We start from the raw sequence: 25,722 nt of genomic DNA on the forward strand, positions 1-25,722 counted from the left end.
GGAGAAAAGTACAGCCCTTCGGGTGGCGTCGCGACCACACCTTCATGCCATCAGTGACTGACGGCACATGGCGTGGGACTTGTGTACTGCTCACACCTCCCCTTGAAGAAACTCCCCACGACGAACCCCCAAGAAGTACCGACTGCTCGCTGTACCGACTGAAGGAGTCACCCGCATGGAGTTCCTGCGGCCCGCCACTTGGGACGAGGCGCTCGCGGCGAAGGCTGAGAACCCGTCCGCGCTGCCGATCTCCGGCGGCACTGATGTGATGGTCGAGCTCAACTTCGACCGCCACCGCCCTGCCGCCCTGTTGGACTTGAACCGGATCAGCGAGCTGACCGAGTGGGAGTCCGGCGCCTACGAGGGGCAGGAGGGCGAGGTGATCCGCCTGGGCGCCGCCGTGCCCTACGCCCGGATCACCCAGGAGCTGAGTGCCCAGCTGCCCGGTCTCGCCATCGCCGGCAACACGGTCGGCTCCCCGCAGATCCGCAACCGCGGCAGCGTCGGCGGCAACCTCGGCGGCGCCTCGCCGGCCGGTGACGCCCACCCCGCGCTGCTGGCGGCCGGTCGGGACGTCCTGGTCGAGGCCCAGTCGGTGCGCGGCACCCGCCTGATCCCGATCGACGAGTTCTACGTCGGGGTCAAGCGCAACAGCCTGGAGGCCGACGAGCTGATCCGCGCGGTGCGGATCCCGGTGGCCGACGGTCCGCAGCAGTTCTCGAAGATCGGCACCCGCAACGCGATGGTCATCGCGGTCTGCGCCTTCGGCTTCGCGCTGCACCCCAAGAACGGCACGGTCGGCACCGGTATCGGCTCCGCCGCCCCGACGCCGCGCCGTGCGGTGGAGGCCGAGGAGTTCCTGGCCGGTGAGCTGGCCGAGCGCGGCCTGTGGCAGTCGGGCGGCCTGATCGGCCCCGCCGCCATCCAGCGCTTCGGCGAGCTGGTGTCCGCCGCCTCCTCGCCGATCGACGACGTCCGCGGGTCCGCCGCCTACCGCCGCCACGCGCTGGCGGTCATGGCGCGCCGCACCCTGACCTGGACCTGGAACGAGTACACGCAGTCCCTGAGGAGCGCAGCATGAGGGTGACCTTCAACGCCAACGGCCGCGAGGTCGAGGCGGACGACGTCTGGGAGGGCGAGAGCCTCCTGTTCATGCTCCGCGAGCGGCTGGGCCTGCCGGGCTCCAAGAACGCCTGCGAGCAGGGCGAATGCGGCAGCTGTACGGTCTACCTCGACGGCGCCCCGGTCTGTTCCTGTCTGGTCGCGGCCGGCCAGGTGCAGGGCCGTGAGGTGCGCACCGTCGAGGGTCTGGCCGACCCGGAGACCGGCCTGGACGACGTCCAGCAGGCCTTCGTCGACGCCGGCGCCGTGCAGTGCGGTTTCTGCACCCCCGGCCTGCTGGTGCAGACGCACGACCTGCTGGAGCGCAACGAGCAGCCGAGCGACAACGACATCCGCGAGGCCCTCTCGGGCAACCTGTGCCGCTGCACGGGCTACGAGAAGATCATGGACGCCGTCCGCCTCGCCTCCGCCCGCAAGTGCTCGAAGTCGGAGGTGTCCCAGTGACGACCCGCGCCCCTCGCGTCGAGAAGAACCTCCAGGACATCACGACGGCCCACCCGGACGGCATCGGCGGCTCGCCGCTGCGCCCGGACGGCATCCTCAAGGTCACCGGCCAGTTCGCCTACTCCTCGGACATGTGGCACGAGGACATGCTCTGGGGCATGGCGCTGCGTTCGCCGCACGCCCACGCCAGGATCCTCTCCGTGGACACCTCCGAGGCGGTCAAGCACCCCGGCGTCTACGCGGTGATGACCTACGACGACATCCCCGGCTCCAAGTTCTACGGCCTGGAGATCAAGGACCAGCCCGCGCTGGCCACCGGCAAGATCCGCTACCACGGCGAGGCCATCGCCATCGTCGCCGCGGACCACCCGGAGACCGCCCGCCGTGCGCTCGCCAAGATCAAGGTCGAGTACGAGCTGCTGCCGACCATCACCACCGAGGAGCAGTGCCTCGACCCGGAGACCTACGGGTACGTGCACACCCCCGACGAGTACAAGGGCCACGCCTCCGGCAACGTCGTCCACTCGCAGAAGGTCGTCTCCGGCCTCGGCGTGACCGACGAGGTCCGCGCGATGGCGGACGTCGTCATCAAGGGCGACTACGTGGTCGGCATGCAGGACCAGGCCTTCCTCGGCCCGGAGTCCGGCATGGCCGTGCCCGCCGAGGACGGCGGCATCGACCTGTACATCGCCACCCAGTGGCTGCACGTGGACCGCGAGCAGATCGCCCCGGTGCTCGGCCTGCCCGAGAACAAGGTGCGGCTGACCCTCGCGGGCGTCGGGGGCGCGTTCGGCGGCCGCGAGGACCTGTCCATGCAGATCCACGCCTGCCTGCTGGCGCAGCGCACCGGCAAGCCCGTCAAGATCGTGTACTCCCGCGAGGAGTCCTTCTTCGGCCACGTGCACCGCCACCCGGCCAAGCTGACCTACGAGACCGGCGCCACCCGCGACGGCAAGCTGGTCTACTGCGACGCCAGGATCGTGCTGGACGGCGGCGCCTACGCCTCGGCCTCGCCCGCCGTGGTCGGCAACGCCGCCTCGCTCGGCATGGGCCCCTACGAGATCCCGAACGTCAACATGCTGGCGGTCGCGCTCTACTCCAACAACCCGTCCTGCGGCGCGATGCGCGGCTTCGGCGCGGTCCAGGCCTGCTTCGCCTACGAGGCGCAGATGGACAAGCTGGCCGCCGAGCTGGACATGGACCCGGTGGAGCTGCGCCAGCTCAACGCCGTGGAGCAGGGCTCGATCATGCCGACCGGCCAGGAGATCGACTCCCCGGCCCCGGTCGCGGACCTGCTGCGCCGCGTCAAGGCGCTGCCGCTGCCGGCCCCGCTGGACACCACGCACCTGGACATCCGTGAGATCCCCGGTGCGCTGTCCAACACCTCGCACGGCGAGGGCATCGTGCGCGGCGTCGGCTACGCGGTCGGCATCAAGAACGTCGGCTTCTCCGAGGGCTTCGACGACTACTCCACCGCCCGGGTCCGCCTGGAGGTCATCGGCGGCGAGCCGGTCGCCATGGTGCACACGGCCATGGCCGAGGTCGGCCAGGGCGGCGTCACCGTCCACGGCCAGATCGCCCGCACCGAGCTGGGCGTCGAACGTGTCACCATCCACCCCGCCAACACCGAGGTGGGCTCGGCCGGTTCGACCTCCGCCTCGCGCCAGACCTACATGACCGGCGGCGCGGTGAAGCTGGCCGCCGAGGCGGTACGCAACGAGCTGCTGGCGCTGGGCCGCAAGCGCTACGGCTGGACCTACAACGACCTGTCGCTGGTCGGCGGCAAGGTGGTCTCCGCCTCGGCCGGCGTGCTGGTCTCGATCGTGGACCTGCTCGGCGACACCGTCATCGACCTGACCCGCGAGCACCACCACCGCCCGACCGTCCCCTTCGACAAGGAGACCGGGCAGGGCTTCGGCCACGTCCAGTACACCTTCTGCGCGCACCGCGCCGTGGTCGACGTGGACGTGGAGCTGGGCCTGGTCAAGGTGGTCGAGCTCGCTGCGGCCCAGGACGTGGGCAAGGCGCTGAACCCGCTCTCCGTGGTCGGCCAGATCCAGGGCGGTTCGACGCAGGGCCTCGGCCTGGCCGTCATGGAGGAGATCATCGTCAAGGACGGCAAGGTCAGGAACCCGTCCTTCACCGACTACCTCATCCCGACCATCCTGGACACTCCGCCGCAGCCGGTGGAGGTCCTGGAACTCGCCGACGAGCACGCCCCGTACGGGCTGCGCGGCGTCGGCGAGGCCCCCACCCTCTCGTCCACCCCGGCGGTCGTGGCAGCGATCCGCCAGGCCACGGGTCTCGCGCTGAACCGGGTTCCGGTCCGGCCCGAGCACCTGACGGGCACCGGCGAGAGCTGACAAGGGCACACAGACCGCCCCGGGACGGAGCACACCATGTCAGGTCTTCCCACGCCCCGTCCCGGGGCTGCACCAAACGCAAGGCCAGCAACAACAGCAGCACAAGTAGAGAAAGTTCACGATGTACCCCGCACCAGCCAGCACGCCGCCTTCGCCGAGGCACGTGCACCACGGCAGCAGCACCCGCAAAGTAGCGCGCCGCACCGTCCCCTGTTTCCCCGCCTAGAGGGTCACCCAGGCCGGCCGCTCCACCCCAACCCCCTTCGAAACTTGGGAGTGGAACCGTGACCCAGATCTCCACGGAACCCAGTGTCACCCCTCCCGGCGGCCCCACCCTGCCGTCGGACCCGAGGCCCAAGAACGCTCTTGACGGCTTCTTCAAGATCTCCGCCAGAGGGTCCACCCTCGCCGGCGAGGTCCGCGGTGGTCTGACCACCTTCATGGCCATGGCCTACATCCTGTTGCTCAACCCGATCATCCTGTCGGTCGCGGACGTCAACGGGAACCATCTGAGCCATGCCCAGGTCACCACCGCGACCGCGCTCGCCGCGGCCGTGACGACCATCCTCCTCGGCGTCGTCGGCAACGCGCCGCTCGCCGCGGCCGCCGGACTCAGCGTGTCCAACACGCTGGCCGCAGTGATGGTCCCCCACATCACCTGGCCACAGGCGATGGGCCTCTGCATCATCTATGGGGCGGCCATCGTGCTGCTCGTCGTGACCGGTCTTCGCGAGAAGATCATGAACGGCATACCGATGGCGCTCAAGCACGCGATCACCATCGGCATCGGCCTCTTCATCGCCCTGATCGGGCTGGTCAACGCCGGCTTCGTGTCCCGCATCCCGGACGCCGCGCACACGGACACGCCGCTGCAGCTCGGCATCAGCGACAACCTCCAGGGCTGGCCGGTGCTGGTCTTCGCGGTGACGCTGCTGACGATCTTCATCCTGCAGACCCGCAAGGTCCCCGGCGCCATCCTGATCGGCATCGTGGTCGGCACCGTCCTCTCGGTCGTCCTCAACGCCGTGGTGAACATCCCGGCCTCCGTCTGGGGTCTGTCGGTCCCGACCTTCCCCGGCAACCCGGTCTCCTCGCCGGACTTCGGTCTCTTCGGGCACATCGACCTCTTCGGGGCCTTCGGCAGCCACGGCATGGGCGCGCTGAGCGCCGGCTTCGCGGTCTTCGCCCTGGTCCTGGCGGGCTTCTTCGACGCCATGGCGACGATCATCGGCATCGGCACCGAGGCCGGTCTGGCCGACGAGCAGGGCCGGATGCCGGGTCTGTCCAAGGCGCTGTTCGTCGACGGCACCGGCGGCGTGATCGGCGGCCTGTCCGGCGCGTCCGGCCAGACCGTGTTCATCGAGTCCGCCACCGGCGTCGGCGAGGGAGCCCGGACCGGGTTCTCCAGCGTCGTCACCGGCCTGGTCTTCGCGGCGATGCTCTTCTTCACCCCGATCGCCGGCATGGTGCCGGGCCAGGTCGCGGCGGCGGCGCTGGTCGTCATCGGCTCGATGATGCTGGCCCAGGCCCGCCACATCGAGTGGAACGACCGCGAGGTGGCCATCCCGGCCTTCCTCACCATCGCCCTGATGCCGTTCACGTACTCGATCACCGCCGGCGTCGGCGCGGGCGTCATCGCCTACTGCGCCATCAAGGCCGGTCGCGGCCGCTGGCGTGAGCCGGGTGTGCTGATGTGGGGACTGACCGTGGTCTTCCTCGTCTACTTCGCCCTGCACCCGATCAAGGAATGGCTCGGCATCCACTGAGCCTTCCGGCCGGGTCGCCCGTCCCTCGCGACGGGCGACCCGGCCACAGCCTTACTCTTGATTCCAAGGAGCGCGACCCATGCAGGACATCGCCGAGCAGCTGAGCAGCTGGCACAGCGCGGGACGTCCCTTCGCCGTGGCCACCGTCGTCTCGGTCTCCGGGAGCGCCCCGCGCGACCCGGGCGCCGCGTTGGCCGTGGACGCGGACGGCGAGGCCGTCGGCTCGGTGTCCGGCGGCTGCGTCGAGGGCGCCGTCTACGAGCTGTGCCAGGACGCGCTGGCGAGCGGCGAGCCGGTGCTGCAGCGCTTCGGCTACAGCGACGAGGACGCCTTCGCGGTCGGCCTGACCTGCGGCGGGATCATCGACGTCTTCGTGCAGCCGGTCCGCCCCGGCGTCTGCGAGGGCATGGACGCGGGCGTCGCCTACGTGCAGTCGGGCACCCCGGTCGCGCTGGTCCGCTGCATCAGCGGCCCCACCGAGCTGCTGGGCGCGACGCTGGCGGTGACCGGCGACTCCCACCACGGCACCCTGCACGCCGCCCCCGGCCTGGAGAACTCCGCGGTGCTGCAGGCCCGCGCGATGCTCGACGCCGGCCGGACCGGGCAGCTGACGCTCGCCCTGGACGGGCGTCCCTGCGACCCCAACTCCTCGAACGCGGCCGTGTTCTTCGTCGAGTCCTACGTGCCCGCACCGCGCATGATCGTCTTCGGGGCGATCGACTTCGCGGGCGCGGTGGCCAGGATCGGCAAGTTCCTCGGCTACGACGTCACCGTCTGCGACGCCCGCCCCGTCTTCGCCACCGAGCGCCGCTTCCCCGGGGCCGACCGCGTGGTGGTCGACTGGCCGCACCGCTACCTCGACGCGGAGGCCGAGGCCGGCCGCCTGGACTCCCGCACCGCGCTGTGCGTGCTGACCCACGACGCCAAGTTCGACGTGCCGCTGCTGGAGCGCGCGCTGCGGATGCCCCTCGGCTTCGTCGGCGCGATGGGTTCGCGCCGCACCCACCTGGAGCGCCTGGACCGGCTGCGCGAGATCGGCCTCACCGAGGTCGAACTGCACCGCCTGCGCTCCCCCATCGGCCTGGACCTCGGCGCCCGTACCCCGGAGGAGACCGCGGTCGCGGTCGCGGCCGAGATCGTCGCCCACCGCCGCGGCGGCGGCTGCCTCCCGCTCAGCGCGCACGACGGCCCGATCCACCACGACATCCGCAGCGCCACGGCCGAGGAGCCCCGCCGGATAGCCTGACCGCCCGGCAGCATCGGTCGGCCGGCGGTCAGCGCCGGGCCGGCGCCAGCACGCTCAGCCCGAACATCAGGACGCCCAGCGGCAGATGGACAGCCGGCACGTGCGCGATGCCGAGCACGACCTGGACCGAGGCGAGCACCAGGAAGCCCGACGCCTGCCACACGTGCCGACGGGTACCGCCGCCCCTCCTCCGGGCCACCACCGCCGCCAGCACGTAGAGCATCGCCGCCCCGTACATCACGCGCGCCCCGACGCCGTGCAGCGTCTCCCCGTAGCCGTCAGGTTGTCGCCGCGCCGGCCGAAGACCGGGTGCGGCTGGACGTCCACGGTGACGTACAGGTCGCCCGGCTGGCTGCCGCGCCGCGCGGCGCGGCTCCCGTGACGAAGAAGCGCTGGTTCGGCCGTTCGTCGCAGTGCGCGGTCAGCAGCAGTGACATCCCGGCCCTCGTCGTCCTCCTCGACCCGGCCGCGGTGATGACCGCCGACGGCGGCGGCCTGGTCGGCACCGCCCTGCACCCCGTCGAGGGCGGCGCCAGGATCGCCCGGTACATGGTCGCCATCGCCGAGACGGCCCCCGGGCTGGAACTCCTGGAACGCTCGGTCAACGGCATGCCGGGGCTGGTGGCCCGGCGCGACGGGGTCGTCGTGACGGTGGCCTCGTTCGCGGTGGCCGACGGCAGGGTCAGCAGGGTCTGGGCGGTCAGGAACCCGGAGAAGCTGCGGCCGTGGACCGACGGGGAGGACGACTGACGCCGACCGGGCCGGCCGCCGCCCGTCGACAACGCGAGGACCGGGACGTCGACGTCCTGGCCGGTGGGAGACCGCGGTCTGTTCGGGGCGGCCCGGAGGCGGCATCCTGGTGGGGTGCTGACTCCTGGTGACGCTGATGCGGACGCTCCACACCTCTGGCGGCTGGTGGAGCGGCGGCCGGTGTACGAGGGCAGGTTCGTCCAGCTGTACCAGGACGTGCTGTCGGGCCCGGCCGCGCCGGAGTTCTACGAGCACGTCCGCGTCGCGGACAGCGTGCGGGTGCTCGCGCTCGACGACCAGGACCGGATCGTCCTGGTGGAGGATCAGTTCTACCTCCCCGGACAGCGGATGCTCACCCTGCCCGGCGGCGGCGTCGCCCCGGAGGAGGAGCCGCTCGTCGCGGCCCACCGGGAGCTGGCCGAGGAGACCGGGTGCCGCGCCGCCGACTGGATGCCGCTCGGCGTGATCCATCCGCTGCCGACCGCCACGCCCGCCCGGACCCACCTGTTCCTCGCCAGGGACCTCACCGCGGGCGAGACCGACCGCGAGGCGTCCGAAGGCTGGATGACGGTGCGCCGCGCACCGGCGTCGGAGGCCGTCGCGCTGGTGCGCTCCGGCGCGATCACCGAGGCCGGCACCGTGGCCGCCGTCCTGCTGCTGGCGCAGTTGCTCGCCGAGGAGCACGGCGGGGCGTAGCGGCCCCGCCGCTCCCGCTACCAGCCCCGACGCAGGGCCCACCAGGTCTGCAGGGTGCTGAGCTTGCGGTCGAAGTCGCGGTCGTAGGGGAAGCCCGTGACCGGTCCCCTGACCTTGCGGACGGTGCCGTCGACCGCCACCACGACGATCTGGGTGGTGCCCCAGAACCTGCGGGTGCGGATCTCCCGCACGGCGGGCCAGAGCATCGGGGCGCCGCCCAGAGCGCCGAACTCGAGGGCCTGCTCGGTGAGTCTGAGTCCCGGTGTGACGAAGGCCAGCAGGCCGTTGAGGACCAGCACGAACACCGGGTAGGCGATCAGGAAGAACTCGCGGAAGTGTTCCCCGTGGGGTGCGAGGACCGTCAGCAGGTCAGCCACCAACGCGATGGCGGCGCCCATCTGCAGGGTCTGCCTCGCGCCCTGCCGGATCCGGATCTCGGCGACGCTTCCGTCCTCGCGACGGCCCCGGACCGTCACCCCGTCCCACCAGCTCATCCTTCACGCCCTCTTGTGCGCGCACCGACAACGGTGCAAGGTCCCACCGGAACCACCCAGTCAAGATCGACGGGAGGCGAGTGTATGCGCATCGCGGGCGTGCTCGGAACAGCGGCCCTGCTGTGTGCTGCCCTGCTCGGCACGGGAACAGCCCATGCCGACGGAGGGCAGATCGAGACCAACTACCAGAACCCGGTCACCGCACTGCCGCCGGTGAGCCAACCGGCCACGCACCACTGCACGGTGACCGCCATGCAGAACGACTTCGGCAACACCATCTCCTCCCCCGCCTGGAGCGGCACGGTGACGCCGCCGGCCGACTGCCCGGGGCCGTGGAGCAAGGTCGTGCTCGGCTGGTCCGGCAGCGTGCAGGGGCGGCAGTACGACCGGCTGGCGGGCGTGTGGATCGGCGGGGCGGAGGTGCTGCGCACCAGCACGCCGGAGCCGACGCAGGCGGGCATCAGCTGGAGCCTGGAGAAGGACGTCAGCTCCTTCATCCCGTTGCTGCGCACGGCGCAGCCGATCGCGGTCTCGCTCGGCAACGTGGTCAACTCCACCTACACCGGCGTCTACCACATGAAGCTGACGCTCACCTACTACCAGGCCGACAGGCACGACCCTGCGGCCCGCACCGCCGACGAGGTCCTCCCCCTCTCCGCTTCGACGACGGACGCGGGCTGGACCTACCTGAACCCGGGCCAGTCGTCCTCCAAGACGGTCACGCTCCCCCGGAACCTGACCGGCGTGCAGATGGAGCTCTACGCCCGCGGCGGCGGCTGCGACGAGCAGTGGTTCACCTCGGTGCCGGACGACCTCGCCGCGCAGTACCCCGACTACCTCTGCGGCGGCGGCCCCTACCGCGAGGTGCAGGTCTCCGTGGACGGCCGCCCGGCCGGTCTGGCGCAGCCGTATCCCGTCGTCTACTCCGGCGGCATCGTGCCGACGCTGTGGCGGCCGATCCCGGCGGTGGACCAGTTCGTCACCCAGCCCTACGGCCTGGACCTGACGCCCTTCGCCGGGCTGCTGGTGGACGGGAAGCCGCACACCTTCACGGTGACCCCCTACGGCGCGGCCGACGGCTGGACCGTCGACAGCACGCTGTTCCTGACGACGGACCACCACGCGGCGCAGACCTCCGGCGCACTCACCGGGGACACCATCTCGCTGACCCCCGCCGTCACCACCACGGAGACCCCGGGGACGGGCGACACCATGAACGTACGGGTGAGCGCCCAGCGCGACTGGACGACGTCCGGGTACCTGGACACCTCCGCCGGCCGCGTCCGCACCACGGTCGAGCAGCACGCCGGGTACCTCAACACCGACGCGGTCTCCTCGGCCGGCCAGCACCAGGTCATGTCCCAGCAGGAGTCCGGCACGACCACCGTCACCACCACCCGCGAACACGGCCGGACCTCGGCCACCAGGCACCAGTGGTCCTACCCGATCACGGTGGACTCGGCCGTGCCACTCTTCACCGACGGTGACAACTACTCCCTGTCCGCCACCGTCCACCAGGTCCGCATCCTGCGGGACAGCGTCCGCCAGGGTGACTCCCCCTGGCGCCGGACGGCCTTCACGGACGACTCCGTCCAGGCCACCGGCGTCCTGGCCCGCACGGGCGGCGTGGTCACGGCGGCCGACGGCACCGACTCCGAGCACTGGACCGGCACGACCGACACCGGCGCCTGCTACGACCACACGATCCGCGCCGCGCACGGCTACGTGACCTCGGACGTGGTCAGCTCCTGCGGCTAGCGTGCACGAGCCTGCGGGCGCCGGGACTCCCGGCGCCCGCAGGCTCATCCGGCGCGCGGCTCGGCTCAGTGCCAGTTGCTGATCTGGACGTCGTCCGGCGCGGGCTCGCCCTTGCCGGTCTCGACCACGCGCTTGAGGCTCATCAGGAAGGTGGCCCACTTGGTGCTGCAGTGGTACATGAACTCCACCGGCTCCCGCCAGCCCTCGTGCCGGAACAGGACGATGGTGTACTCGTCCTCCTGCTTGAGGTCGAAGCTCACCTTGGTGCCGAGCCACTCCTCGGGCCCGTCCACGACCTCCCAGAGCACGCGCTGGGACGGCTTGGCCTCCAGCACCTTCATGTCGAAGCCGCCGGGAACGAAGCGGAACCGGAGCACGCCGCCGACGTCGCTGTCGCCGTCCGTGTCCTTGGTCCACCAGCTCGCCAGCCCGTCGACCGTGCTCAGTGCGGCGTAGACCTCCTCGGGCGAGGACGTGACGCCGATCCTGTGCAGGATTTCCATGATCTCTCTCCCTCTCGTCTCCTCCCGCGCGGCTCAGCCTTCGTGGCCGGCCTCGCGGCTGCGCTGGATCGCCTCCGCGATCCGCTTGATGCGCTGCAGTCGGGCGTCCCAGGCGGCACCGACCGACGACAACTGCGCCACCGCGCGGGCGAGCTGGGCCTCGTCCACCTCGTAGCGGCGCTCGCGCCCCGAGGGTGTGTCATGGACCAGTCCGACCCGGCCCAGCACGCCGAGATGCTTGGCGACGGCCTGCCGGGTCACCGGCAGGCGATCGCTGAGCGTGGTCGCCGTGCCGCCGCCGTCGGCGAGCAGCAGGTCGAGCATCCGTCGGCGGATGGGGTCGCCCACCGCGGACCACAGCTCGTCGTCCACCACGGTGGTCACGGCGTCGACACCACCCGGGCGACCTGCCCCACCAGGCGCGGCAGGAAGTAGTCCCAGCCACGGGCATGGTCCCGGTAGGTCTCCTCCAGCACGGCCGCCTCCCACCCCTTCTCCCGGTAGCCGCCCTCCGTGAATCGCAGCAGCGTGCCTGCGCCGGACGGCTCCAGGTCGAAGGTGACCAGCAGGGAGTTGTCCACCCGCGCGGCCTCGCCCTCCTCGTAGGCCCACCGGAACGAGAACCGCCGCGGCGGATCGGCCTCCACCACGGTGACCGGCGACCCCTGCGCGTCCGGCGAGCCCAGCTCCCCGAAACTGACGAACCCGGTCGCCCCGGGCACCGCCTTGAGCTCGACGTCGTCCGGCCACCACTCCTTCAGGTGCTCGGGTGTGGTGATGACCTCGTAGACCACCTCGGGCGCGGCCTCGATGTGGATCTCCCGCTCGATGCTGCCGTACTCCATCACCGCTCCTCGTCCCACGTCGTGCAACCTTTGGTTGCTCTTAACGTTAGACCGCCGCCGGGCGATGCGCAACCTTTGGTTGCTCTGATGCGGGTCGGCGCCGCCGCCGCGGACGGGCACCATGAGCACCGGACCGTGAAGGAGTGCCAGCCGTGAGACTTGTCCCCGCCCCCGCGTTCACCGAAGTCGATCTGACGGGATCGGCCGACGAACTGCACCGCCTGGCAGACGCCGTCGCCACCGGCGAGGCCCGACTCAGCGCCTCACCCGCGCCCGACGACGACGTGGCCCTGCTGGGCATCGAGGTCCGGACCTCCCCCGGCCCCGGCGTTCTCGTTCGCCTCGACCCCGAGCGGCGGATTCTGCTGATCAGCGGCGACCAGGCCGGCCGGACGGTTCTCGCGGAGAACCTGCGCGGCATCGCATCCGCCGCGGACGGAGGCCACCTCCACCTCGACTACTTCCCCGGGCACTTCTACCTCGCCGAGGGCTCCGTCCCACTGGTCGTCAACAGCCCCCACGGAGGCATGCCCACCCGCCGGGCGGCCGGTTGATCGCTGCGCTAGACCGTGAGCGCCAGGAGGACCGGGGCCGCCTTGGCGGAGAGGGTTTCGGCGGCTTCCTTGAGGCGGTAGGCCTCCTCGACCGGGAGGGAGAGGGCGAGGCAGCCGACGGCGGTGCCCGCGGTGACCGGGACGGCGGCGCAGACCGTGCCGATGGCGTACTCCTGGAGGTCGAGCATCGGCATCGTGGTCGGGTGGCGGTCCAGACGTTGGAGGAGCATGCCGGTGTCGATGCTGGTGCGGGAGGTGAAGCGGGCCGCGGGGTGGCGGGAGAGGTGGTCGCGGCGGCCGTCGTCGTCGAGTTGGGCCAGCAGACACTTGCCGATCGCGCTGGCGTGGCCCGTGGCGCGGAAGTCGACCCACTCGTGGACGCTCGGCGTCATCGGGCCGTCGACCACCGCCTGGACGGCGACCTCGCCGTCCGTGTAGCGGCTGAAGTACACCGCCGCGCCCAGCTCGTCGCGGAGCGAGGCCAGCTTGGCGACCAGCCGCGACTGCACCAGCTGCTCGCGGTTGGCCTGACCCAGCATCGCCAGCGCGCCGCCGAGCACGTACGCGCCGTCGGCCAGGCGCTCCAGATAGCCCTCGCGGACCAGCGAGCGCAGCAGCCGCCGCGCGTGGTCGACCGAGAGCTGGACCTCCTCGGCCAGTTCGTCGGCGCTCGCGCCGAAACCCCTGCGGTCGACAGCCTCGAGCAGCCGCAGGGCGCGTTCCACCGAACTCCGCGGACTGGGGTTCTGCGCAGCCATGCTCACCAGACTAGCCGTCAGCGAGCCTGGTGAGCATGGGTTGTGCGGTGTTCGATGACCGATCGGTCCGGTCGCCAGCGGGGTGCTACGACGGCTGCACGGCCAGCTTGAGCACGCAGAACACGGCTCCCCACGGGTCCATGATCCCGGCCAGCCGTCCCGGCGGAGCGTCCATCGGCGGGACGACGACGGTGGCCCCGCGCTTGACGGCCGCGTCCACGGTGGCGTCGGTGTCGTCCACGCAGAACCAGGTCATCCAGTGCGGCGGCGTGCCCGCCGGGAAGTTGTCCCCCATGTCCTGCATCCCGCCGACGGTCCGGCCCGCGACCTCCAGGCCGAAGTAGCCGGGCATCTGCTCCATCGGCACGGCCTTGATGCCCAGGGCCGCCTCGTAGAACGCGGCGGCGCCCGGCACGTCGCGGGTGTTGCACTCGTTCCAGCACAGCGCGCCCGGCTCGTTCACGGCGACCGCGCCGAAGAAGTCCTTGTGGCCCCAGACGCCGAAGACCGCCCCCGTCGGGTCGACCGCGACCAGCATCCGGCCGACCGTGCCGACGTCCATCGGCTCGACCATCAGGCTGCCGTGCGCGGCCTTGATCTTCTCCGCGGTCGCGTCGGCGTCGTCACTGGACAGGTAGGTGGTCCAGACGTGGGGCGGCTCCGGCATCCCGGGCGGCGCCATCGAGGGACCGATCCCGCAGACCGGGCGGTCGCCCAGCATCATCATGGCGTAGCCGCCGAACTCGGCCGGGCCGGGTTCACCGGACCAGCCGAACACGTCTGAGTAGAAGTCGATCGCGGCCCGCTGGTCCTTCGCCATCAGGTCCACCCAACAAGGGGTGCCGGCCGCATACGGTGCACTGGTCGTGGACATGCTTCTCCTCCGGAAGCGCAAGGTCCCCCTCCGCGCACACTCTTCTACCAACGCAACCACGCCGCCACCGGAACGGTGACGGCGTGGTCGGAGAGTGACGGGAGTACTGCGGGAGTGCCGCGACTCAGCTCTCGTCGGCGTTGCGGATCGCCTTCACGGCAGCCTCGAGACGGCGGCCGTAGTCGCTGTCCGCCGCGTGGAAGAACGGCAGCACGCGCTCGACGACGTCGTCGCGGGTGACCGAGCCGATGGAGCCGGCCAGGTTGGCGATCAGACGCTCCTGCTCGCCCTCCGACATCAGTCGGAACAGCTCGCCGGCCTGGAAGAAGTCGTCGTCCTTCACGTGCGCGGCGGCGGCGTGTGTGCCGGTCCAGCCAGAGACCGCGGTCGGCGCGAACAGCGCGGCGTCGGTCTGACGCGGGCCGTCGTACGAGTTGGGCTCGTAGTTCTTGGCCCGGCCGGCGGCGTTGACGGCGGCGAAGCCGTCGCGGCCGTAGTTGTTCGCCTCGGTGGCCTTCGGCGCGTTGATCGCCAGCTGGGTGTGGTTGACGCCCAGGCGGTAGCGGTGCGCGTCGGCGTAGGCGAAGAGACGGCCCTGGAGCATCTTGTCCGGGGACGGGCCGATGCCGGGCACGAAGTTGTTCGGCGAGAACGCGGCCTGCTCGACCTCGGCGAAGACGTTCTCCGGGTTGCGGTTGAGCACCAGACGGCCGACGCGCTGCAGCGGGTAGTCGCTGTGCGGCCAGACCTTGGTCAGGTCGAACGGGTTGAAGCGGTAGTCCGCCGCCTCGGCGACCGGCATCAGCTGGACGTAGACGGTCCAGGTCGGGAAGATCCCGCGCTCGATGGCCTGGTGCAGGTCGCGCTGGTGGCTGTCCGGGTCCTGGCCGGCGACGGCAGCCGCCTGCTCGGCGTCCAGGCAGCGGATGCCCTGGTTGGTCTTGAAGTGGTACTTCACCCAGTAGGCGGCGCCGTCCGCGGCGACCCACTGGTAGGTGTGCGAGCCGTAGCCGTTCATGTGACGGTACGAGGCCGGGATGCCGCGGTCGCCGAAGAGCCAGGTGATCTGGTGCAGCGACTCGGGCGAGTAGGACCAGTAGTCCCAGACGTTGTCGGCCTCGCCGACGCCCGTGAACGGGTCGCGCTTCTGCGAGTGGATGAAGTCGGGGAACTTGATCGGGTCCTTGATGAAGAACACCGGGGTGTTGTTGCCGACGAGGTCGTAGTTGCCCTCCTCGGTGTAGAACTTCAGCGCGAAGCCGCGCGGGTCGCGCACCGCGTCCGGCGCGCCGAGGTTGCCGGCGACGGTGGAGAAGCGCAGGAAGACGTCGGTGCGCTTGCCGACCGTGGCCAGGAACGCCGCCCGGGTGAACGGGGTGACGTCGTCGGTGACCTCGAAGTAGCCGTGCGCGCCGGAGCCGCGGGCGTGCACGATGCGCTCCGGGATCCGCTCGCGGTTGAACCGGGCGAGCTTCTCGATCAGCTGCTGGTCCTGGATCAGGACCGGCCCGCCGATGCCGGCCTGGGCGGAGTTCTGGTTGTCGGCGACCGGGGCGCCGGACTCAGTGGTCAGGATTTTCGACATGGAGGTACTCCGGATCGGCTCAGACGTCTGTCTTCGCGGGTGAAGTCGTCGGTGAGGAAGAAGAGGGTGCAGAAGTGGTGGTTCGGCGGCGGGGCGCCCCCGCCGCCGAGGCGGAAGGGACGCCTCCCGGCCCGAGGCGGGAGCCGGTCAACGGTGGAAGGGGCCCCGCGCTGGTGGTTCGGCGGCTGCTGGAAGGGCCGTCGTCAAACTCCCAGCAGCCGCCAGATCGCGGCCCGGCGGCGGGAGGTCTCCGCGCCGTCGGGGGTGTCGGCCGGCGTCAGCGCGGCCTCGGCGGAGCGCACGGCGGCGGCGTCGGCCAGCGGGCGGGCGGCGGTGAGCGCCTGCGCCTCGGCGGCGGTCAGTCCGGCCTCGGTGAGCGCCTGCTCGGCCTCGGCGGCCGGCAGCACGTCGAGCCAGCGCAGCGCGTGCGCGGCGCGGCCGGCCTCGGTCAGACGGCCGGTGAGCCGCAGCCGGGCGATGCCGCCGTCGGGGAACACGTCCAGTCGCGCGGCGGTGACGGCCGCGCGCGGCTCGACGCGCAGGCGGTGGCGGGTGTCGGGCTGCAGGCGCGTGCGCGGCAGCAGCTCGATCCACTCGCCGGTGGCGGCGTCGCGCCCGGAGACGGCGGCCCAGCCGGGGCAGTTGGCGACGAAGTGGGTGGTGTCGACCTCGACGGCCAGCACCTCGCCCTCGCCGACCAGGTCGAGCTCGACCCAGTCGTTGCCCTTGTCGCGACGGCGGCGGGTCTCCCAGCCCTCACCCATCACGGCCGCGCGGCCGAGCGAGTTGAGGTTGTGCGGGGAGGAGAAGTAACGGTCGGAGGCCCCGGTGGCGACCCCGCCGAACTCCTGCGCCGCCAGGTCGAAGGTCAGCCCGTCGAGGTCGCGCGGGTCGGCGACGACCTCGCCGTGGACGCGGAGGCGGGCGACGCCGCCGTCCGGCCAGATGTTGAGGCGGACGTGGGTGAAGCGCTGCTCGACGGACACCTCGAACTCGTGCGCGGTGTCGCCTTTGAGCGCGGTGCGCGGGACGATCTCCACCCACTCGGCGGCGGCGACCTCGGCCGGCGAGGGCGTGCCGGGGATGGACGCGGCCTCGACCGAGCCGGACTCGGGGTAGTTGCCGGTGAAGTGCGCGGTGTCCACGATCACGCCGCGGATCACGCCGGCGACGCCCAGGCGGACGATCGCCCAGTCGTGGTCGTCGTCGGTCGGGTGCGGCTCGGACGCGTCCGCGCCGCGGCGACGGCGGGTCTCCCAGCCGTCCATGATCTGGCCCTTGTGCCCGAAGGTGTGCGGGCGGAACTCGGCCGGCTTGGCGACGAGCAGGTTCTCCTTCTCGGCGAACAGCTCGTCGTTGGCGTCGATCACGCCGGCGCCCAGCGACCTGGCCGCGAGGTTGACCAACTCGGTGAAGGCGGCGGGCTTCTGTGCGTCGGTCATGCTTCTCCTCGGGTCAGCAGTCGGCCGGTCGGGGCGGCGGTCACGTCCACCGGCTCGCCACGGAGCCAGGTGGTCCGCACGACGCCGGTCAGCGAGCGGCCTGCGTAAGGGGTCACGGGGTTGCGGTGGTGCAGCCCGGCCGGGTCGACGGTGAAGTCCCCGTCCGGATCGAAGGCCACCAGGTCGGCGTCCATGCCGGGCGCGATGGCGCCCTTGGTGGTCAGCCCGACGAGGGCGGCGGGCCCTGCGGACATCCAGCGCACCACGTCGGAGAGGCTGTGACCGCGACGGCGCGCCTCGGTCCAGATCGCCGGCAGGCCCAGCTGGAGCGAGGCGATGCCGCCCCACGCGGCGGCGAAGTCGCCGTCGCCGCCGAAGCGCGGCAGGTGCTTGAGGTCCGGCGTCGAGGGCGAGTGGTCCGAGACGATCCCGGCGAACTCGCCTGCGGCGAGTGCCTCCCAGAGCTGGTCGCGGTTGGACTCGCTGCGGATCGGCGGACAGCACTTGAAGGCGGTGTCGCCGGCCGGGACCTGCTCGGCGGCGAGGGTGAGGTAGTGCGGGCAGGTCTCCGCGGTCACCTGGACGCCGTCCGCGCGCGCGGCGCGGAGCAGCGGCAGTACGGCCGCGGAGGAGACGTGCAGGATGTGGACGCGGGCGCCGGTGCGCTTGGCTGCTTCCAGCAGGCCGGTCACGGCGACGGCCTCGGCGTCGTCGGGCCGGGAGGCGAGGAAGTCGGCGTACTCCGGGCCGGGCGTGTGCGGGGCCTCGTCGAGGACGCGGGGGTCCTCGGCGTGGATGATGGCCAGCGCCCCGATGCGCGCCTGCTCGGCGAACGCGCGCTCCAGCTGCTCCGCGTTCAGGTGCGGGAACTCGTCCACCCCCGAGGGGGCGAGGAAGCTCTTGAACCCGAAGACCCCGGCGGCGTGGACGTCGGCGAGATCCCCGGTGTTGTCGGGTACGGCGCCGCCCCACAGGCCGGTGTCGACGTAGAGCTGGCCCTCCGCGACCTTCTGCTTGGACTCGAGGTTCGCGACCGTGGTGGTCGGCGGGATCGAGTTGAGCGGCATGTCGACGATGGTCGTCACCCCGCCGGCCGCGGCGGCGCGGGTCGCGGTGGCGAAGCCTTCCCACTCCGTGCGACCGGGCTCGTTCACGTGCACGTGGCTGTCGACGAGACCGGGCAGGAGGGTGAGCCCACCGAGGTCGACGATCTCGCCGTCGGCGGCTTCGCCGTAGCCCAGGACCTCCGTGATCCGACCCTCGCTCACGACCACGTCGGCGGCGCGCTCGCCGTCCGGAAGGACGGCGTTTCCGGCTCGGAACACCTTGGTCAACTTGGGCCTCCTGATTGGGTTAACGAGAGCCTAGGACTGGCTTCAACAAGACGTCAACGGTTTGTTTCAACGAGTTGTTGAAGCGTTGGGACGCGCCGGGTTCAGGCGAACATACGGAAGCCAGCAGGGGCGCGGGGCTGCCGCGCGCGGCAAGCCGGGCAACGCCCAGGGGCGCGGGGCTCCGCCGATCCGCGCCTCCGGCGCGTGGGCGCGACGGGTCAACAGCGGCGCGCCGGCTGCAACGCCTCAGGGGCGCGGGGAACTGCGCGACAAGCCACCCGCGCGGGTGGCGCCCCGATCGTGCAGGGCCGTCCGCATGTCCGTGGTTTCTCGCGCAGTTCCCCGCGCCCCTGGATGGTGCAACTGTCCCGTCCGACGAAGGGACGCGCCTCAGCCCGCGCCGAGGAGGGTGGCGATGAGCCGCTCCCCAGCCAGCTCCGCCAGTTCCCCGGCGCGGGCGAGACTGTCTCCGCCGGGGCCGGCCAGCTCGGAGAGCGAGAGCGCGGCGACGAACCCTGCGGCACGCCACTGCGTCTCGGACAGCTCCAGCAGACCGGCCACGGCTGCCACCGGGACCCCTGCCCCGGTCGCCGCCTCGGCGACACCGGCGGGCGCCTTGCCGTGCAGGGTCTGCACGTCCAGGCAGCCTTCGCCGGTCACGACCAGACGGGCTCCCCGCACCGCCTGGTCGAAGCCCAGCAGATCGAGCAGAAGCGCGATCCCGGGCCGTAGAGAGGCCCCCAGAAGGGCCAGTGCGCCGAAGCCGAGGCCGCCCGCCGCACCCGCGCCGGGCGCGTCGCGGAGGTCGGTGCCGGTCAGCTTGGCGACATGGTCGGCCCAGTGGGCCAGCGCGGCGTCGAGCTCCGCGACATCCTCGGGCGTCGCGCCCTTCTGCGGTCCGTAGACCGCAGGCGCGCCCCGCTCACCGAGGAGAGGGTTGTCGACGTCGCTCGCGACGACGAACTCGACGCCGGAGAGGGTGTCCGCGAGCGGGCCGGGGTCCACCGCGTCCAGGCGGGCCAGGGCCGCGCCGCCCGGCGGCAGCTCCGCCCCGGCCGCGTCCAGCAGCCGGACGCCCAGCGCCTGGGCCAGGCCCGCGCCGCCGTCCGTGCAGGCGACGCCGCCGAGGCCGAGCACGATCCTGGTGCACCCCAGGTCGATCGCGCGGCGGATCAGCCGGCCGGTGCCGTAGCTGCCGGCCGTCAGCGGGGCCTTGACCCCGCCCGGCAGCAGCTGCAGCCCGCTGGCCTGGGCCGCCTCGATGACCGCGGTCTCCCCCCTGACCGCGAACACCGCCTCGACCGGCTCGCCGGTCGGACCGTCCACGCGGGTCGGCACGGCGGTGAAGCCCGCCGCGACCGCGGCCAGGACCGTGCCCTCGCCGCCGTCGGCGACGGGAAGCGTGCGCACCTCGACGCCGGGCAGGGCCCGGCGGACACCAGCGGCGATCCGCTCGGCCGCCTCGGACCCGGTGAGGCTGCCCTTGAACTTGTCGGGCGCGATCACCACGTGGCCCTGGTTCTGCAGCATGGACAGCCTCACCTTCGCGGACCTTGTACTCATTGAAGAATGCCTCCCGACGGCGAGGGCACGACCGGATTGGATCACGCCGCCGGGAGGAGATTAGCCGCGCCCCTCGGAGGGGGCGCGGAGCGCGCTCAGTTGCCGAGCAGCGCGGTGGGGGCGTCGCCGGGAGCGGTGGCGAGCTCCTCCCACTCGTTGACCTTGTCGATGTCGGCGCCCGCCATCGACACGTTCGTGATCCGCTCCAGGATGACCTCGACGATCACCGGGACCTTGAACTCGGCCGCGAGCTTCTTGGCCTGCTCCAGGGCGTTGCCGATCTCGCCGGGCTCGAAGACGCGGATCGCCTTGCAGCCCAGGCCCTCGGCGACCTTGACGTGGTCGACGCCGTAGCCGTTGAGCTCCGGGGCGTTGACGTTGTCGAAGGACAGCTGGACGCAGTAGTCCATGTCGAAGTTGCGCTGCGCCTGACGGATCAGGCCCAGGTACGCGTTGTTCACCACGACGTGGACGTAGGGGATGTTGAACTGCGCGCCGACGGCCAGCTCTTCGATCATGAACTGGAAGTCGTAGTCGCCCGAGAGCGCGACGACGGTCTCCTCCGGCACCGCGGTGGCGACACCGAGCGCGGCGGGGACGGTCCAGCCCAGCGGGCCCGCCTGGCCGGCGTTGATCCAGTGCCGGTCCTTGTAGACGTGCAGCAGCTGCGCGGCCTGGATCTGGGAGAGGCCGATGGTGGTGACGTAGCGGACGTCGCGCCCGAACGCCTTGTTCATCTCCTCGTAGACCCGCTGCGGCTTGATCGGCACGTTGTCGAAGTGCGTCTTGCGCAGCATCGTGGCCTTGCGCTCCTGGCAGCTCGCGGCCCAGGCGCTGTAGTCCTTGAGCAGCGAGGCGGCCTTGCGCTCGCGGGCGACCTCGACGAACAGCTCCAGCGCCGCCTTGGCGTCGGACACGATGCCGAAGTCCGGGGCGAAGGTGCGGCCGATCTGCGTCGGCTCGATGTCGACGTGCACGAAGGTGCGGCCCGCGGTGTAGACCGAGGTGTCGTTGCCGGTGTGGCGGTTGGCCCAGCGGTTGCCGATGCCGACGACGAAGTCCGACTGCAGGAAGGTCTCGTTGCCGTACCGGTGCGAGGTCTGCAGACCGACCATGCCCGCGGTGAGCGGGTGGTCGTCCGGGATGGTGCCCCAGCCCATCAGGGTTGGGACGACCGGGACGCCGGTCAGCTCGGCGAACTCGACCAGCAGGTCGGCCGCGTCGGCGTTGATGATGCCGCCGCCGGCGACGATCAGCGGACGCTCGGAGGCCTGGAGCAGGTCCAGCGCCTTCTCGACCTGGCGACGGGTCGCGGCCGGCTTGTAGACCGGGAGCGGCTCGTAGGTGTCGACGTCGAACTCGATCTCGGCCATCTGGACGTCGATCGGCAGGTCGATCAGGACCGGGCCGGGACGACCGGAGCGCATCAGGTGGAAGGCCTGCTGGAACGCGCCGGGAACCTGGGCGGGCTCCAGCACGGTGACGGCCATCTTCGTCAGCGGCTTCGCGATGCTCGCGATGTCGACCGCCTGGAAGTCCTCCTTGTGCAGCTTGGCCACGGGAGCCTGGCCGGTGATGCAGAGGATCGGGATCGAGTCCGCGCTGGCGGAGTAGAGACCGGTGATCATGTCGGTCCCGGCCGGGCCCGAGGTGCCGATGCAGACGCCGATGTTGCCGGCCTTGGCCCGGGTGTAGCCCTCGGCCATGTGGGACGCGCCCTCGACGTGGCGGGCCAGCGTGTGGTGGAGGCCACCACGGCTGCGCATCGCCGCGTAGAACGGGTTGATCGCCGCACCGGGGAGCCCGAACATGTTCGTGACACCCTCGCGCTTGAGGATCTCAACGGCGGCTTCCGCCGCGGTCATGCGTGCCATGTCAGTTGGCCTTTCCGGACAGGCGCTCCAGGTTGCGCAGCAGGGCGGAGTGGTCGAGGCCGCCGTCGCCGGCGTTGCGCAGCGCGGTGATGAAGTCGGCGACCAGCGCGGCGGTGGGCAGCGGGACCTCGACGGCGCGGGCCGCGGAGAGCAGGTTGCCCATGTCCTTGTGGTGCAGGTCGATCCGGAAGCCCGGGGCGAAGTCGCGCTTGAGGAAGTTGTTCTTCTTGCGGGTCAGCACGGTCGAGCCGGCCAGGCCGCCGTTGAGCACCTCGAGGGCGACCTCCAGGTCCACGCCGGACTTCTCCAGGAAGACCACGGCCTCGGCGCACGCCTGGATGTTGACGGCGACGATGAGCTGGTTGGCGACCTTGACCGTCTGGCCGGAGCCGGAGGGGCCGACCAGCGCGACGGTGGTGCCCAGCGCCTTCAGGACCGGCTCGGCCTCGTCGAAGTCGGCACGCTCGCCACCGACCATGATCGAGAGCACGCCCTCGATGGCGCCGGCCTCACCGCCGGAGACGGGGGCGTCGAGGGAACGCAGGCCCTTCTCCTTGGCGGCGGCGGCGACGCGCTGCGAGATCTGCGGGGTCACCGAGCTCATGTCGACGAGCAGGGCGCCGGCCGGAGCGTTCTCCAGCACGCCCTCCGCGCCGAAGTAGACGGCCTCGACCTGCGGGTCGGCGGGCACCATCGTGATGACGATCTCGGCGTCCTTGACGGCCTCGGCTATCGAGCCGGCGCCCTTGCCGCCATCGGCGATCAGGCGGTCGATCGGCGCCTGCACCAGGTTGAAGCCGGTGACGGTGTGTCCGGCCTTGACCAGGTTGGCAGCCATCGGGCTGCCCATGATGCCGAGTCCGATGAAGGCGATACGACGGGGGGTCGTGCTCATGGAGTACTCCTCCGGGAAGTTCACTGAGAGAGGGAAGTTGCAGGCGCCCCTTCAGGGGCGCGGGGCTGTGCCGACTTGCGGCTCCGCCGCGTGGGCGCGACCGGCCGTGCGCCACCGGGAGCCGGGGCAAGCACAGTTCTGCGCTCTTCGTTCCGTTGTGGTTGCGCGCGCAGTTCCTCGCGCCCCTGGTGGTGGGGCCGGTCAGAGCGAAGAGCTGCGCAGCTCGCGCGGCAGCCACTCGAAGGAGTCGGCTGAAGCCACTCCGGCCTCGGCCTTGTACTCCAGGCCGATGTAGCCTTCGTAGCCAACGGCATCCAGCTGCGCCAGAAGCGCAGGGAAGTCCAGCTCGCCGCTGCCGGGGAAGTTCCTGGCCGGCGCGTCCGCGACCTGTACGTGGCCGATCCGGTCCGCGTACTCGGAGATCACCGCGGGCAGGTCCTCGCCGTTGCGGGCCAGGTGGTAGAGGTCGCAGAGGAACTTCGTGTTCCCGAGGCCGGTGGCCGCGTTCACCGCGTCCACCACCGCCACCGCGTCCTTCGAGGAGAGCAGCCCGTACTGCGGGGCCTCCGGCGCGTTCAGTGCCTCCACCAGAAGCACGGCGCCGATCCCGTTCGCGGCCTGCGCGGCCAGCGCCAGGTTCTCCAGGGCGAGTTCGTCCTGGACGGCGAGCGGTACGCCGTCCACCCGGTTGCCGTACAGCGCGTTCAGCGCCGTGCAGCCCAGCGAGTCGGCCAGGCCGACCGCCACCGCGATGTTGTCGCGGAAGCGCTGCGAGTCGGCGGGACGCGAGAGCAGGCCCTTGTCGCCGCCGGCCATGTTGCCGGCGTCGAAGTTGAGACCGGTCAGCCGGACGCCCGCGTTCACGAACGCGTCGCGCAGGGCGTCGAGCTCGGCCTGCGGCGGGGTCGGGCCGTCCAGGGTCCACCACAGCTCGGCGGCGTCGAAGCCGGCGGCCTTCGCCGCGGCGGGACGCTCCACCAGGGGCAGTTCGGTGAAGAGGATCGAGAGGTTGACGGTCCAGCGCTGGTTCAGCCAGCTCTGCTCAGCGGCGGTCATGCCATCACCAGTTCCGAGAGATCCGCCGGCGCAACGCTGGTTCCACCATGCGGAAGATGTTTTCTGCTTGCCGAAACTATGCCACGACGCTTCAACAGTTTGTCAAGGGGAGGGTTCCCAACCCGCGTTTCGCGGTTACGCTTCGGGCGTGCGATTGAAGGTGGAGTTCACGACCGAGCCGTTCGAGCTGGACGGCTTCCCGGAACATGCGAAGACAGCCAGGCGCGTGGTCGACGAGGCCGGGCTCAGCGTCGAGGTCGGGCCTTTCGGCACCAGCGCCGAGGGCACCGCCGAGCAGACGCTGGCCGCCATCGACCGGCTGGTGCGGGAGACCCTGGCCCACGGGGCCACCCGGATCTCGCTCCAGGTCAGCGTCATCGGCGAGAACGGCGAACCGATTGCGGATGGGGAGGGAGCGGGATGAGCGAGGCGCAGCACCCGCTGGCGATAGCCATCAAGCCGCTGCTCGACGCCGTCGGCGCGAGCGCGGTGGAGCTCGGCGACACCCGGCCGGACGACGTGGTCCTGGAGTGGGAGGGCGCACCGGCGGTCGCGGTACGCCTGCCCGGCCTGGAGAGCGCGCTGGACCGGCTGCTGGCCGACGTGAAGCGCCAGTTCGGCGGCGGTGAGCTCACCGAGCTCGACCGGGCCGGCAAGCAGCGCGTCGTCGCCGTGCTGGAGGAACGGGGCGCGTTCACCGTGCGGCACGGGGTGGAGACGGTGGCGGCGGCGCTCGGGGTCAGCCGGTTCACCGTGTACAACTACCTCAACCGCCAGCAGGCGGCCGGAAAGCAGTCCTGACCGGCCCCGCGGGCATCGGGCCGGTGAACGACACGGCCGGGATTTCTTCAACAAACTGTTGACGATCAGGGGTGGCGGCTCCTACGTTTCTCGTGGCAACCACTTTTGGAGGTCACGAGTGACCCAACCCGCCACCCCGGCAAGCACCACGCTCGACCGCGTCAACGCGGTCGAGGACGGCGAGCTGGACACGCTCCTCCTGGAGATCTGCTCCAGCCCCACCTGGGCGAAGCTGGTCCGGCTCGCCCGCCCCTTCCGCGACGAGACCGCCCTCCACAGCGCCAACGCCAACGCGATGGCCGCCCTGGGCACCGCGGACCTGCTCGACGCCATGGCCGGCCACGCCAGGATCGGCACGCCCAAGCCGGGCGACGCCACCTCCGAGCGCGAACAGGCCGGCGTCGCCGGCGCCGAGCAGCAGCTGCTCGACGCCCTGGCCGCCGCGAACGCCTCCTACGAGGAGAAGTTCGGCCACGTCTTCCTGATCTGCGCCACCGGCCGCACCGCGGAGACCATGTTCGCCGCGATCCGCGAGCGCTACCCCAACGACGCCGCCACCGAGCGGGAGATCGTGCGGGGCGAGCTCGGCAAGATCAACGACATTCGCCTCGACCGTCTGCTGCACGAGAGCTGACGGTCCGCACCCCACCGGCACCCTCGCCGTTTCCATCTGTGAGGACGACATGACCTCCATCTCCACCCATGTGCTGGACACCAGCCTCGGCAAGCCCGCCCAGGGCGTCCCGGTCGAGCTGGCCCAGCAGGTCGGCGGCGAGTGGAAGGCCCTCGGGGCCTCCGCCACCGACGCCGACGGCCGCTGCAAGGACCTGCCGGTCCCGGATCTCGCCTCCGGCACCGTCCTGCGCCTTCGCTTCACCACCGGCGGAGCGTTCTTCCCCGAGGTCTCCATCGTCTTCGACGTCGACCCGGCCCAAGCCCACTACCACGTACCCCTGCTGCTCAACCCGTTCGGGTACTCCGTCTACCGAGGGAGCTAAG

24 protein-coding genes and 4 pseudogenes are annotated in these 25,722 nt (G+C 71.4%); 13 read left to right on the plus strand and 15 right to left on the minus strand.

The window, feature by feature from the left end:
• The first annotated feature begins 175 nt into the window (after positions 1-175).
• From BS83_RS17180 to BS83_RS17200, 5 genes are all read left to right on the plus strand, one after another.
• Complete coding sequence (locus BS83_RS17180; RefSeq protein WP_037604636.1) at positions 176-1,081, plus strand: FAD binding domain-containing protein; 906 nt, start codon at positions 176-178, stop codon at positions 1,079-1,081.
• Positions 1,078-1,566 carry a (2Fe-2S)-binding protein gene (locus tag BS83_RS17185; RefSeq protein WP_037604637.1) on the plus strand — a complete coding sequence of 163 codons (489 nt, stop codon included), beginning with the start codon at positions 1,078-1,080 and terminating at the stop codon, positions 1,564-1,566. The genes BS83_RS17180 and BS83_RS17185 overlap by 4 nt, the downstream gene beginning before the upstream one ends.
• A gap of 38 nt (positions 1,567-1,604) precedes the next feature.
• Entirely contained in the window at positions 1,605-3,929 is a 2,325-nt protein-coding gene (gene pucD, locus BS83_RS17190) for a xanthine dehydrogenase subunit D (RefSeq protein WP_037609254.1), read from the plus strand.
• A gap of 284 nt (positions 3,930-4,213) precedes the next feature.
• Positions 4,214-5,695, plus strand: a complete 1,482-nt coding sequence (locus tag BS83_RS17195; RefSeq protein WP_037604638.1) for an NCS2 family permease — start codon at positions 4,214-4,216, stop codon at positions 5,693-5,695.
• A gap of 79 nt (positions 5,696-5,774) precedes the next feature.
• The gene (locus BS83_RS17200; RefSeq protein ID WP_037604639.1) at positions 5,775-6,941 is read left to right on the plus strand and encodes an XdhC family protein; all 1,167 of its coding nucleotides are present in this window, start codon (positions 5,775-5,777) and stop codon (positions 6,939-6,941) included.
• 28 nt (positions 6,942-6,969) lie between these two features.
• On the opposite strand, the pseudogene BS83_RS17205 reads toward BS83_RS17200, so the two are convergent.
• Positions 6,970-7,215, minus strand: a pseudogene (locus tag BS83_RS17205) (hypothetical protein); the annotation flags it as partial.
• Positions 7,212-7,301: pseudogene (locus BS83_RS48585) on the minus strand (DnaJ C-terminal domain-containing protein); the annotation flags it as partial. The pseudogenes BS83_RS17205 and BS83_RS48585, both read right to left, overlap by 4 nt.
• A 72-nt stretch (positions 7,302-7,373) precedes the next feature.
• Between BS83_RS48585 and BS83_RS17210 the strand changes: the two are divergent.
• Both BS83_RS17210 and BS83_RS17215 read left to right on the plus strand, forming a co-directional pair.
• Positions 7,374-7,691 (plus strand): annotated as a pseudogene (locus BS83_RS17210) (RNA polymerase subunit sigma-24); the annotation flags it as partial.
• Positions 7,692-7,805: 114 nt separating this feature from the next.
• The gene (locus BS83_RS17215) at positions 7,806-8,387 is read left to right on the plus strand and encodes an NUDIX domain-containing protein (RefSeq protein ID WP_198035253.1); all 582 of its coding nucleotides are present in this window, start codon (positions 7,806-7,808) and stop codon (positions 8,385-8,387) included.
• 17 nt (positions 8,388-8,404) lie between these two features.
• Here the strand turns inward: BS83_RS17215 and BS83_RS17220 are convergent, their stop codons facing one another.
• Positions 8,405-8,881, minus strand: coding sequence for a hypothetical protein (locus BS83_RS17220; RefSeq protein WP_157597213.1), 477 nt, complete (start codon positions 8,879-8,881; stop codon positions 8,405-8,407).
• 84 nt (positions 8,882-8,965) lie between these two features.
• On the opposite strand from BS83_RS17220, the gene BS83_RS17225 reads away from it, so the two are divergent.
• Positions 8,966-10,639 (plus strand): peptide-N4-asparagine amidase, encoded by a 1,674-nt coding sequence (locus BS83_RS17225; protein ID WP_037604641.1) that lies wholly within the window; start codon positions 8,966-8,968, stop codon positions 10,637-10,639.
• A 65-nt stretch (positions 10,640-10,704) separates the two neighbouring features.
• Here BS83_RS17225 and BS83_RS17230 read toward each other — a convergent pair whose 3' ends face one another.
• Genes BS83_RS17230 through BS83_RS17240 form a run of 3 tightly spaced genes read right to left on the minus strand, consistent with a single transcriptional unit; the run spans position 10,705 to position 11,987 of the window.
• A complete protein-coding gene (locus tag BS83_RS17230; RefSeq protein WP_037604642.1) occupies positions 10,705-11,142 on the minus strand; it encodes an SRPBCC family protein in 438 nt (145 codons plus the stop codon).
• Between the two features lie 33 nt (positions 11,143-11,175).
• On the minus strand, positions 11,176-11,526 hold the full coding sequence (locus tag BS83_RS17235; RefSeq protein WP_037604643.1) for an ArsR/SmtB family transcription factor: 351 nt from the start codon (positions 11,524-11,526) through the stop codon (positions 11,176-11,178).
• Complete coding sequence (locus BS83_RS17240; protein WP_037604644.1) at positions 11,523-11,987, minus strand: SRPBCC domain-containing protein; 465 nt, start codon at positions 11,985-11,987, stop codon at positions 11,523-11,525. The genes BS83_RS17235 and BS83_RS17240 overlap by 4 nt, the downstream gene beginning before the upstream one ends.
• A gap of 152 nt (positions 11,988-12,139) precedes the next feature.
• Here BS83_RS17240 and BS83_RS17245 point away from each other — a divergent pair, with 152 nt between their 5' ends.
• Positions 12,140-12,541 (plus strand): Imm32 family immunity protein, encoded by a 402-nt coding sequence (locus BS83_RS17245; RefSeq protein WP_037604645.1) that lies wholly within the window; start codon positions 12,140-12,142, stop codon positions 12,539-12,541.
• Between the two features lie 8 nt (positions 12,542-12,549).
• Here BS83_RS17245 and BS83_RS17250 read toward each other — a convergent pair whose 3' ends face one another.
• The 9 genes and pseudogenes from BS83_RS17250 to BS83_RS17290 all read right to left on the minus strand — a co-directional run bounded on the left by BS83_RS17250 (position 12,550) and on the right by BS83_RS17290 (position 23,922).
• Positions 12,550-13,305, minus strand: a complete 756-nt coding sequence (locus BS83_RS17250) for an IclR family transcriptional regulator (protein WP_037604646.1) — start codon at positions 13,303-13,305, stop codon at positions 12,550-12,552.
• Positions 13,306-13,384: 79 nt separating this feature from the next.
• The gene (locus tag BS83_RS17255) at positions 13,385-14,173 is read right to left on the minus strand and encodes a VOC family protein (RefSeq protein WP_037604647.1); all 789 of its coding nucleotides are present in this window, start codon (positions 14,171-14,173) and stop codon (positions 13,385-13,387) included.
• A gap of 124 nt (positions 14,174-14,297) precedes the next feature.
• Positions 14,298-15,758, minus strand: a complete 1,461-nt coding sequence (locus BS83_RS17260) for a catalase (protein ID WP_037604648.1) — start codon at positions 15,756-15,758, stop codon at positions 14,298-14,300.
• A gap of 416 nt (positions 15,759-16,174) precedes the next feature.
• Positions 16,175-17,200 (minus strand): annotated as a pseudogene (gene alc, locus BS83_RS17265) (allantoicase); the annotation flags it as partial.
• Positions 17,197-18,534 (minus strand): allantoinase AllB, encoded by a 1,338-nt coding sequence (gene allB, locus BS83_RS17270; protein ID WP_037604649.1) that lies wholly within the window; start codon positions 18,532-18,534, stop codon positions 17,197-17,199. The pseudogene alc and the gene allB, both read right to left, overlap by 4 nt.
• Before the next feature lie 390 nt (positions 18,535-18,924).
• Positions 18,925-20,064 (minus strand): glycerate kinase, encoded by a 1,140-nt coding sequence (locus BS83_RS17275; protein WP_037604650.1) that lies wholly within the window; start codon positions 20,062-20,064, stop codon positions 18,925-18,927.
• A gap of 128 nt (positions 20,065-20,192) precedes the next feature.
• Positions 20,193-21,971 (minus strand): glyoxylate carboligase, encoded by a 1,779-nt coding sequence (gene gcl / locus BS83_RS17280; protein ID WP_063774182.1) that lies wholly within the window; start codon positions 21,969-21,971, stop codon positions 20,193-20,195.
• A gap of 1 nt (position 21,972) precedes the next feature.
• Positions 21,973-22,866, minus strand: coding sequence for a 2-hydroxy-3-oxopropionate reductase (locus BS83_RS17285; protein WP_037604651.1), 894 nt, complete (start codon positions 22,864-22,866; stop codon positions 21,973-21,975).
• Positions 22,867-23,067: 201 nt separating this feature from the next.
• Entirely contained in the window at positions 23,068-23,922 is an 855-nt protein-coding gene (locus tag BS83_RS17290; RefSeq protein ID WP_037604652.1) for a TIM barrel protein, read from the minus strand.
• A 148-nt stretch (positions 23,923-24,070) separates the two neighbouring features.
• On the opposite strand from BS83_RS17290, the gene BS83_RS17295 reads away from it, so the two are divergent.
• From BS83_RS17295 to uraH, 4 genes are all read left to right on the plus strand, one after another.
• On the plus strand, positions 24,071-24,346 hold the full coding sequence (locus BS83_RS17295; RefSeq protein ID WP_084713611.1) for a thiamine-binding protein: 276 nt from the start codon (positions 24,071-24,073) through the stop codon (positions 24,344-24,346).
• A complete protein-coding gene (locus BS83_RS17300; RefSeq protein WP_037604654.1) occupies positions 24,343-24,723 on the plus strand; it encodes a helix-turn-helix domain-containing protein in 381 nt (126 codons plus the stop codon). Before BS83_RS17295 ends, BS83_RS17300 begins: the two co-directional genes overlap by 4 nt.
• 118 nt (positions 24,724-24,841) lie before the next feature.
• Complete coding sequence (uraD, locus tag BS83_RS17305; RefSeq protein WP_037604655.1) at positions 24,842-25,357, plus strand: 2-oxo-4-hydroxy-4-carboxy-5-ureidoimidazoline decarboxylase; 516 nt, start codon at positions 24,842-24,844, stop codon at positions 25,355-25,357.
• A 49-nt stretch (positions 25,358-25,406) separates the two neighbouring features.
• Positions 25,407-25,721 carry a hydroxyisourate hydrolase gene (gene uraH / locus BS83_RS17310; protein WP_037604656.1) on the plus strand — a complete coding sequence of 105 codons (315 nt, stop codon included), beginning with the start codon at positions 25,407-25,409 and terminating at the stop codon, positions 25,719-25,721.
• Position 25,722 lies beyond the last annotated feature (1 nt).

It is taken from the genome of Streptacidiphilus rugosus AM-16 (assembly GCF_000744655.1).
In the GTDB taxonomy this organism is placed as follows: Bacteria; Actinomycetota; Actinomycetes; order Streptomycetales; family Streptomycetaceae; genus Streptacidiphilus; species Streptacidiphilus rugosus.

Bases quoted from the DNA above. Each gene is read 5' to 3' on its own strand.
- BS83_RS17225 (WP_037604641.1), top strand. From the start codon at position 8,966: ATGCGCATCGCGGGCGTGCTCGGAACAGCGGCCCTGCTGTGTGCTGCC.
- BS83_RS17185 (WP_037604637.1), top strand. From the start codon at position 1,078: ATGAGGGTGACCTTCAACGCCAACGGCCGCGAGGTCGAGGCGGACGAC.
- uraH (WP_037604656.1), top strand. From the start codon at position 25,407: ATGACCTCCATCTCCACCCATGTGCTGGACACCAGCCTCGGCAAGCCC.
- BS83_RS17290 (WP_037604652.1), bottom strand. From the start codon at position 23,922: ATGACCGCCGCTGAGCAGAGCTGGCTGAACCAGCGCTGGACCGTCAAC.
- BS83_RS17300 (WP_037604654.1), top strand. From the start codon at position 24,343: ATGAGCGAGGCGCAGCACCCGCTGGCGATAGCCATCAAGCCGCTGCTC.
- BS83_RS17255 (WP_037604647.1), bottom strand. From the start codon at position 14,173: ATGTCCACGACCAGTGCACCGTATGCGGCCGGCACCCCTTGTTGGGTG.
- BS83_RS17260 (WP_037604648.1), bottom strand. From the start codon at position 15,758: ATGTCGAAAATCCTGACCACTGAGTCCGGCGCCCCGGTCGCCGACAAC.
- BS83_RS17200 (WP_037604639.1), top strand. From the start codon at position 5,775: ATGCAGGACATCGCCGAGCAGCTGAGCAGCTGGCACAGCGCGGGACGT.
- BS83_RS17275 (WP_037604650.1), bottom strand. From the start codon at position 20,064: ATGCTGCAGAACCAGGGCCACGTGGTGATCGCGCCCGACAAGTTCAAG.
- BS83_RS17240 (WP_037604644.1), bottom strand. From the start codon at position 11,987: ATGGAGTACGGCAGCATCGAGCGGGAGATCCACATCGAGGCCGCGCCC.
- gcl (WP_063774182.1), bottom strand. From the start codon at position 21,971: ATGGCACGCATGACCGCGGCGGAAGCCGCCGTTGAGATCCTCAAGCGC.
- BS83_RS17285 (WP_037604651.1), bottom strand. From the start codon at position 22,866: ATGAGCACGACCCCCCGTCGTATCGCCTTCATCGGACTCGGCATCATG.
- BS83_RS17230 (WP_037604642.1), bottom strand. From the start codon at position 11,142: ATGGAAATCCTGCACAGGATCGGCGTCACGTCCTCGCCCGAGGAGGTC.
- BS83_RS17180 (WP_037604636.1), top strand. From the start codon at position 176: ATGGAGTTCCTGCGGCCCGCCACTTGGGACGAGGCGCTCGCGGCGAAG.
- BS83_RS17220 (WP_157597213.1), bottom strand. From the start codon at position 8,881: ATGAGCTGGTGGGACGGGGTGACGGTCCGGGGCCGTCGCGAGGACGGA.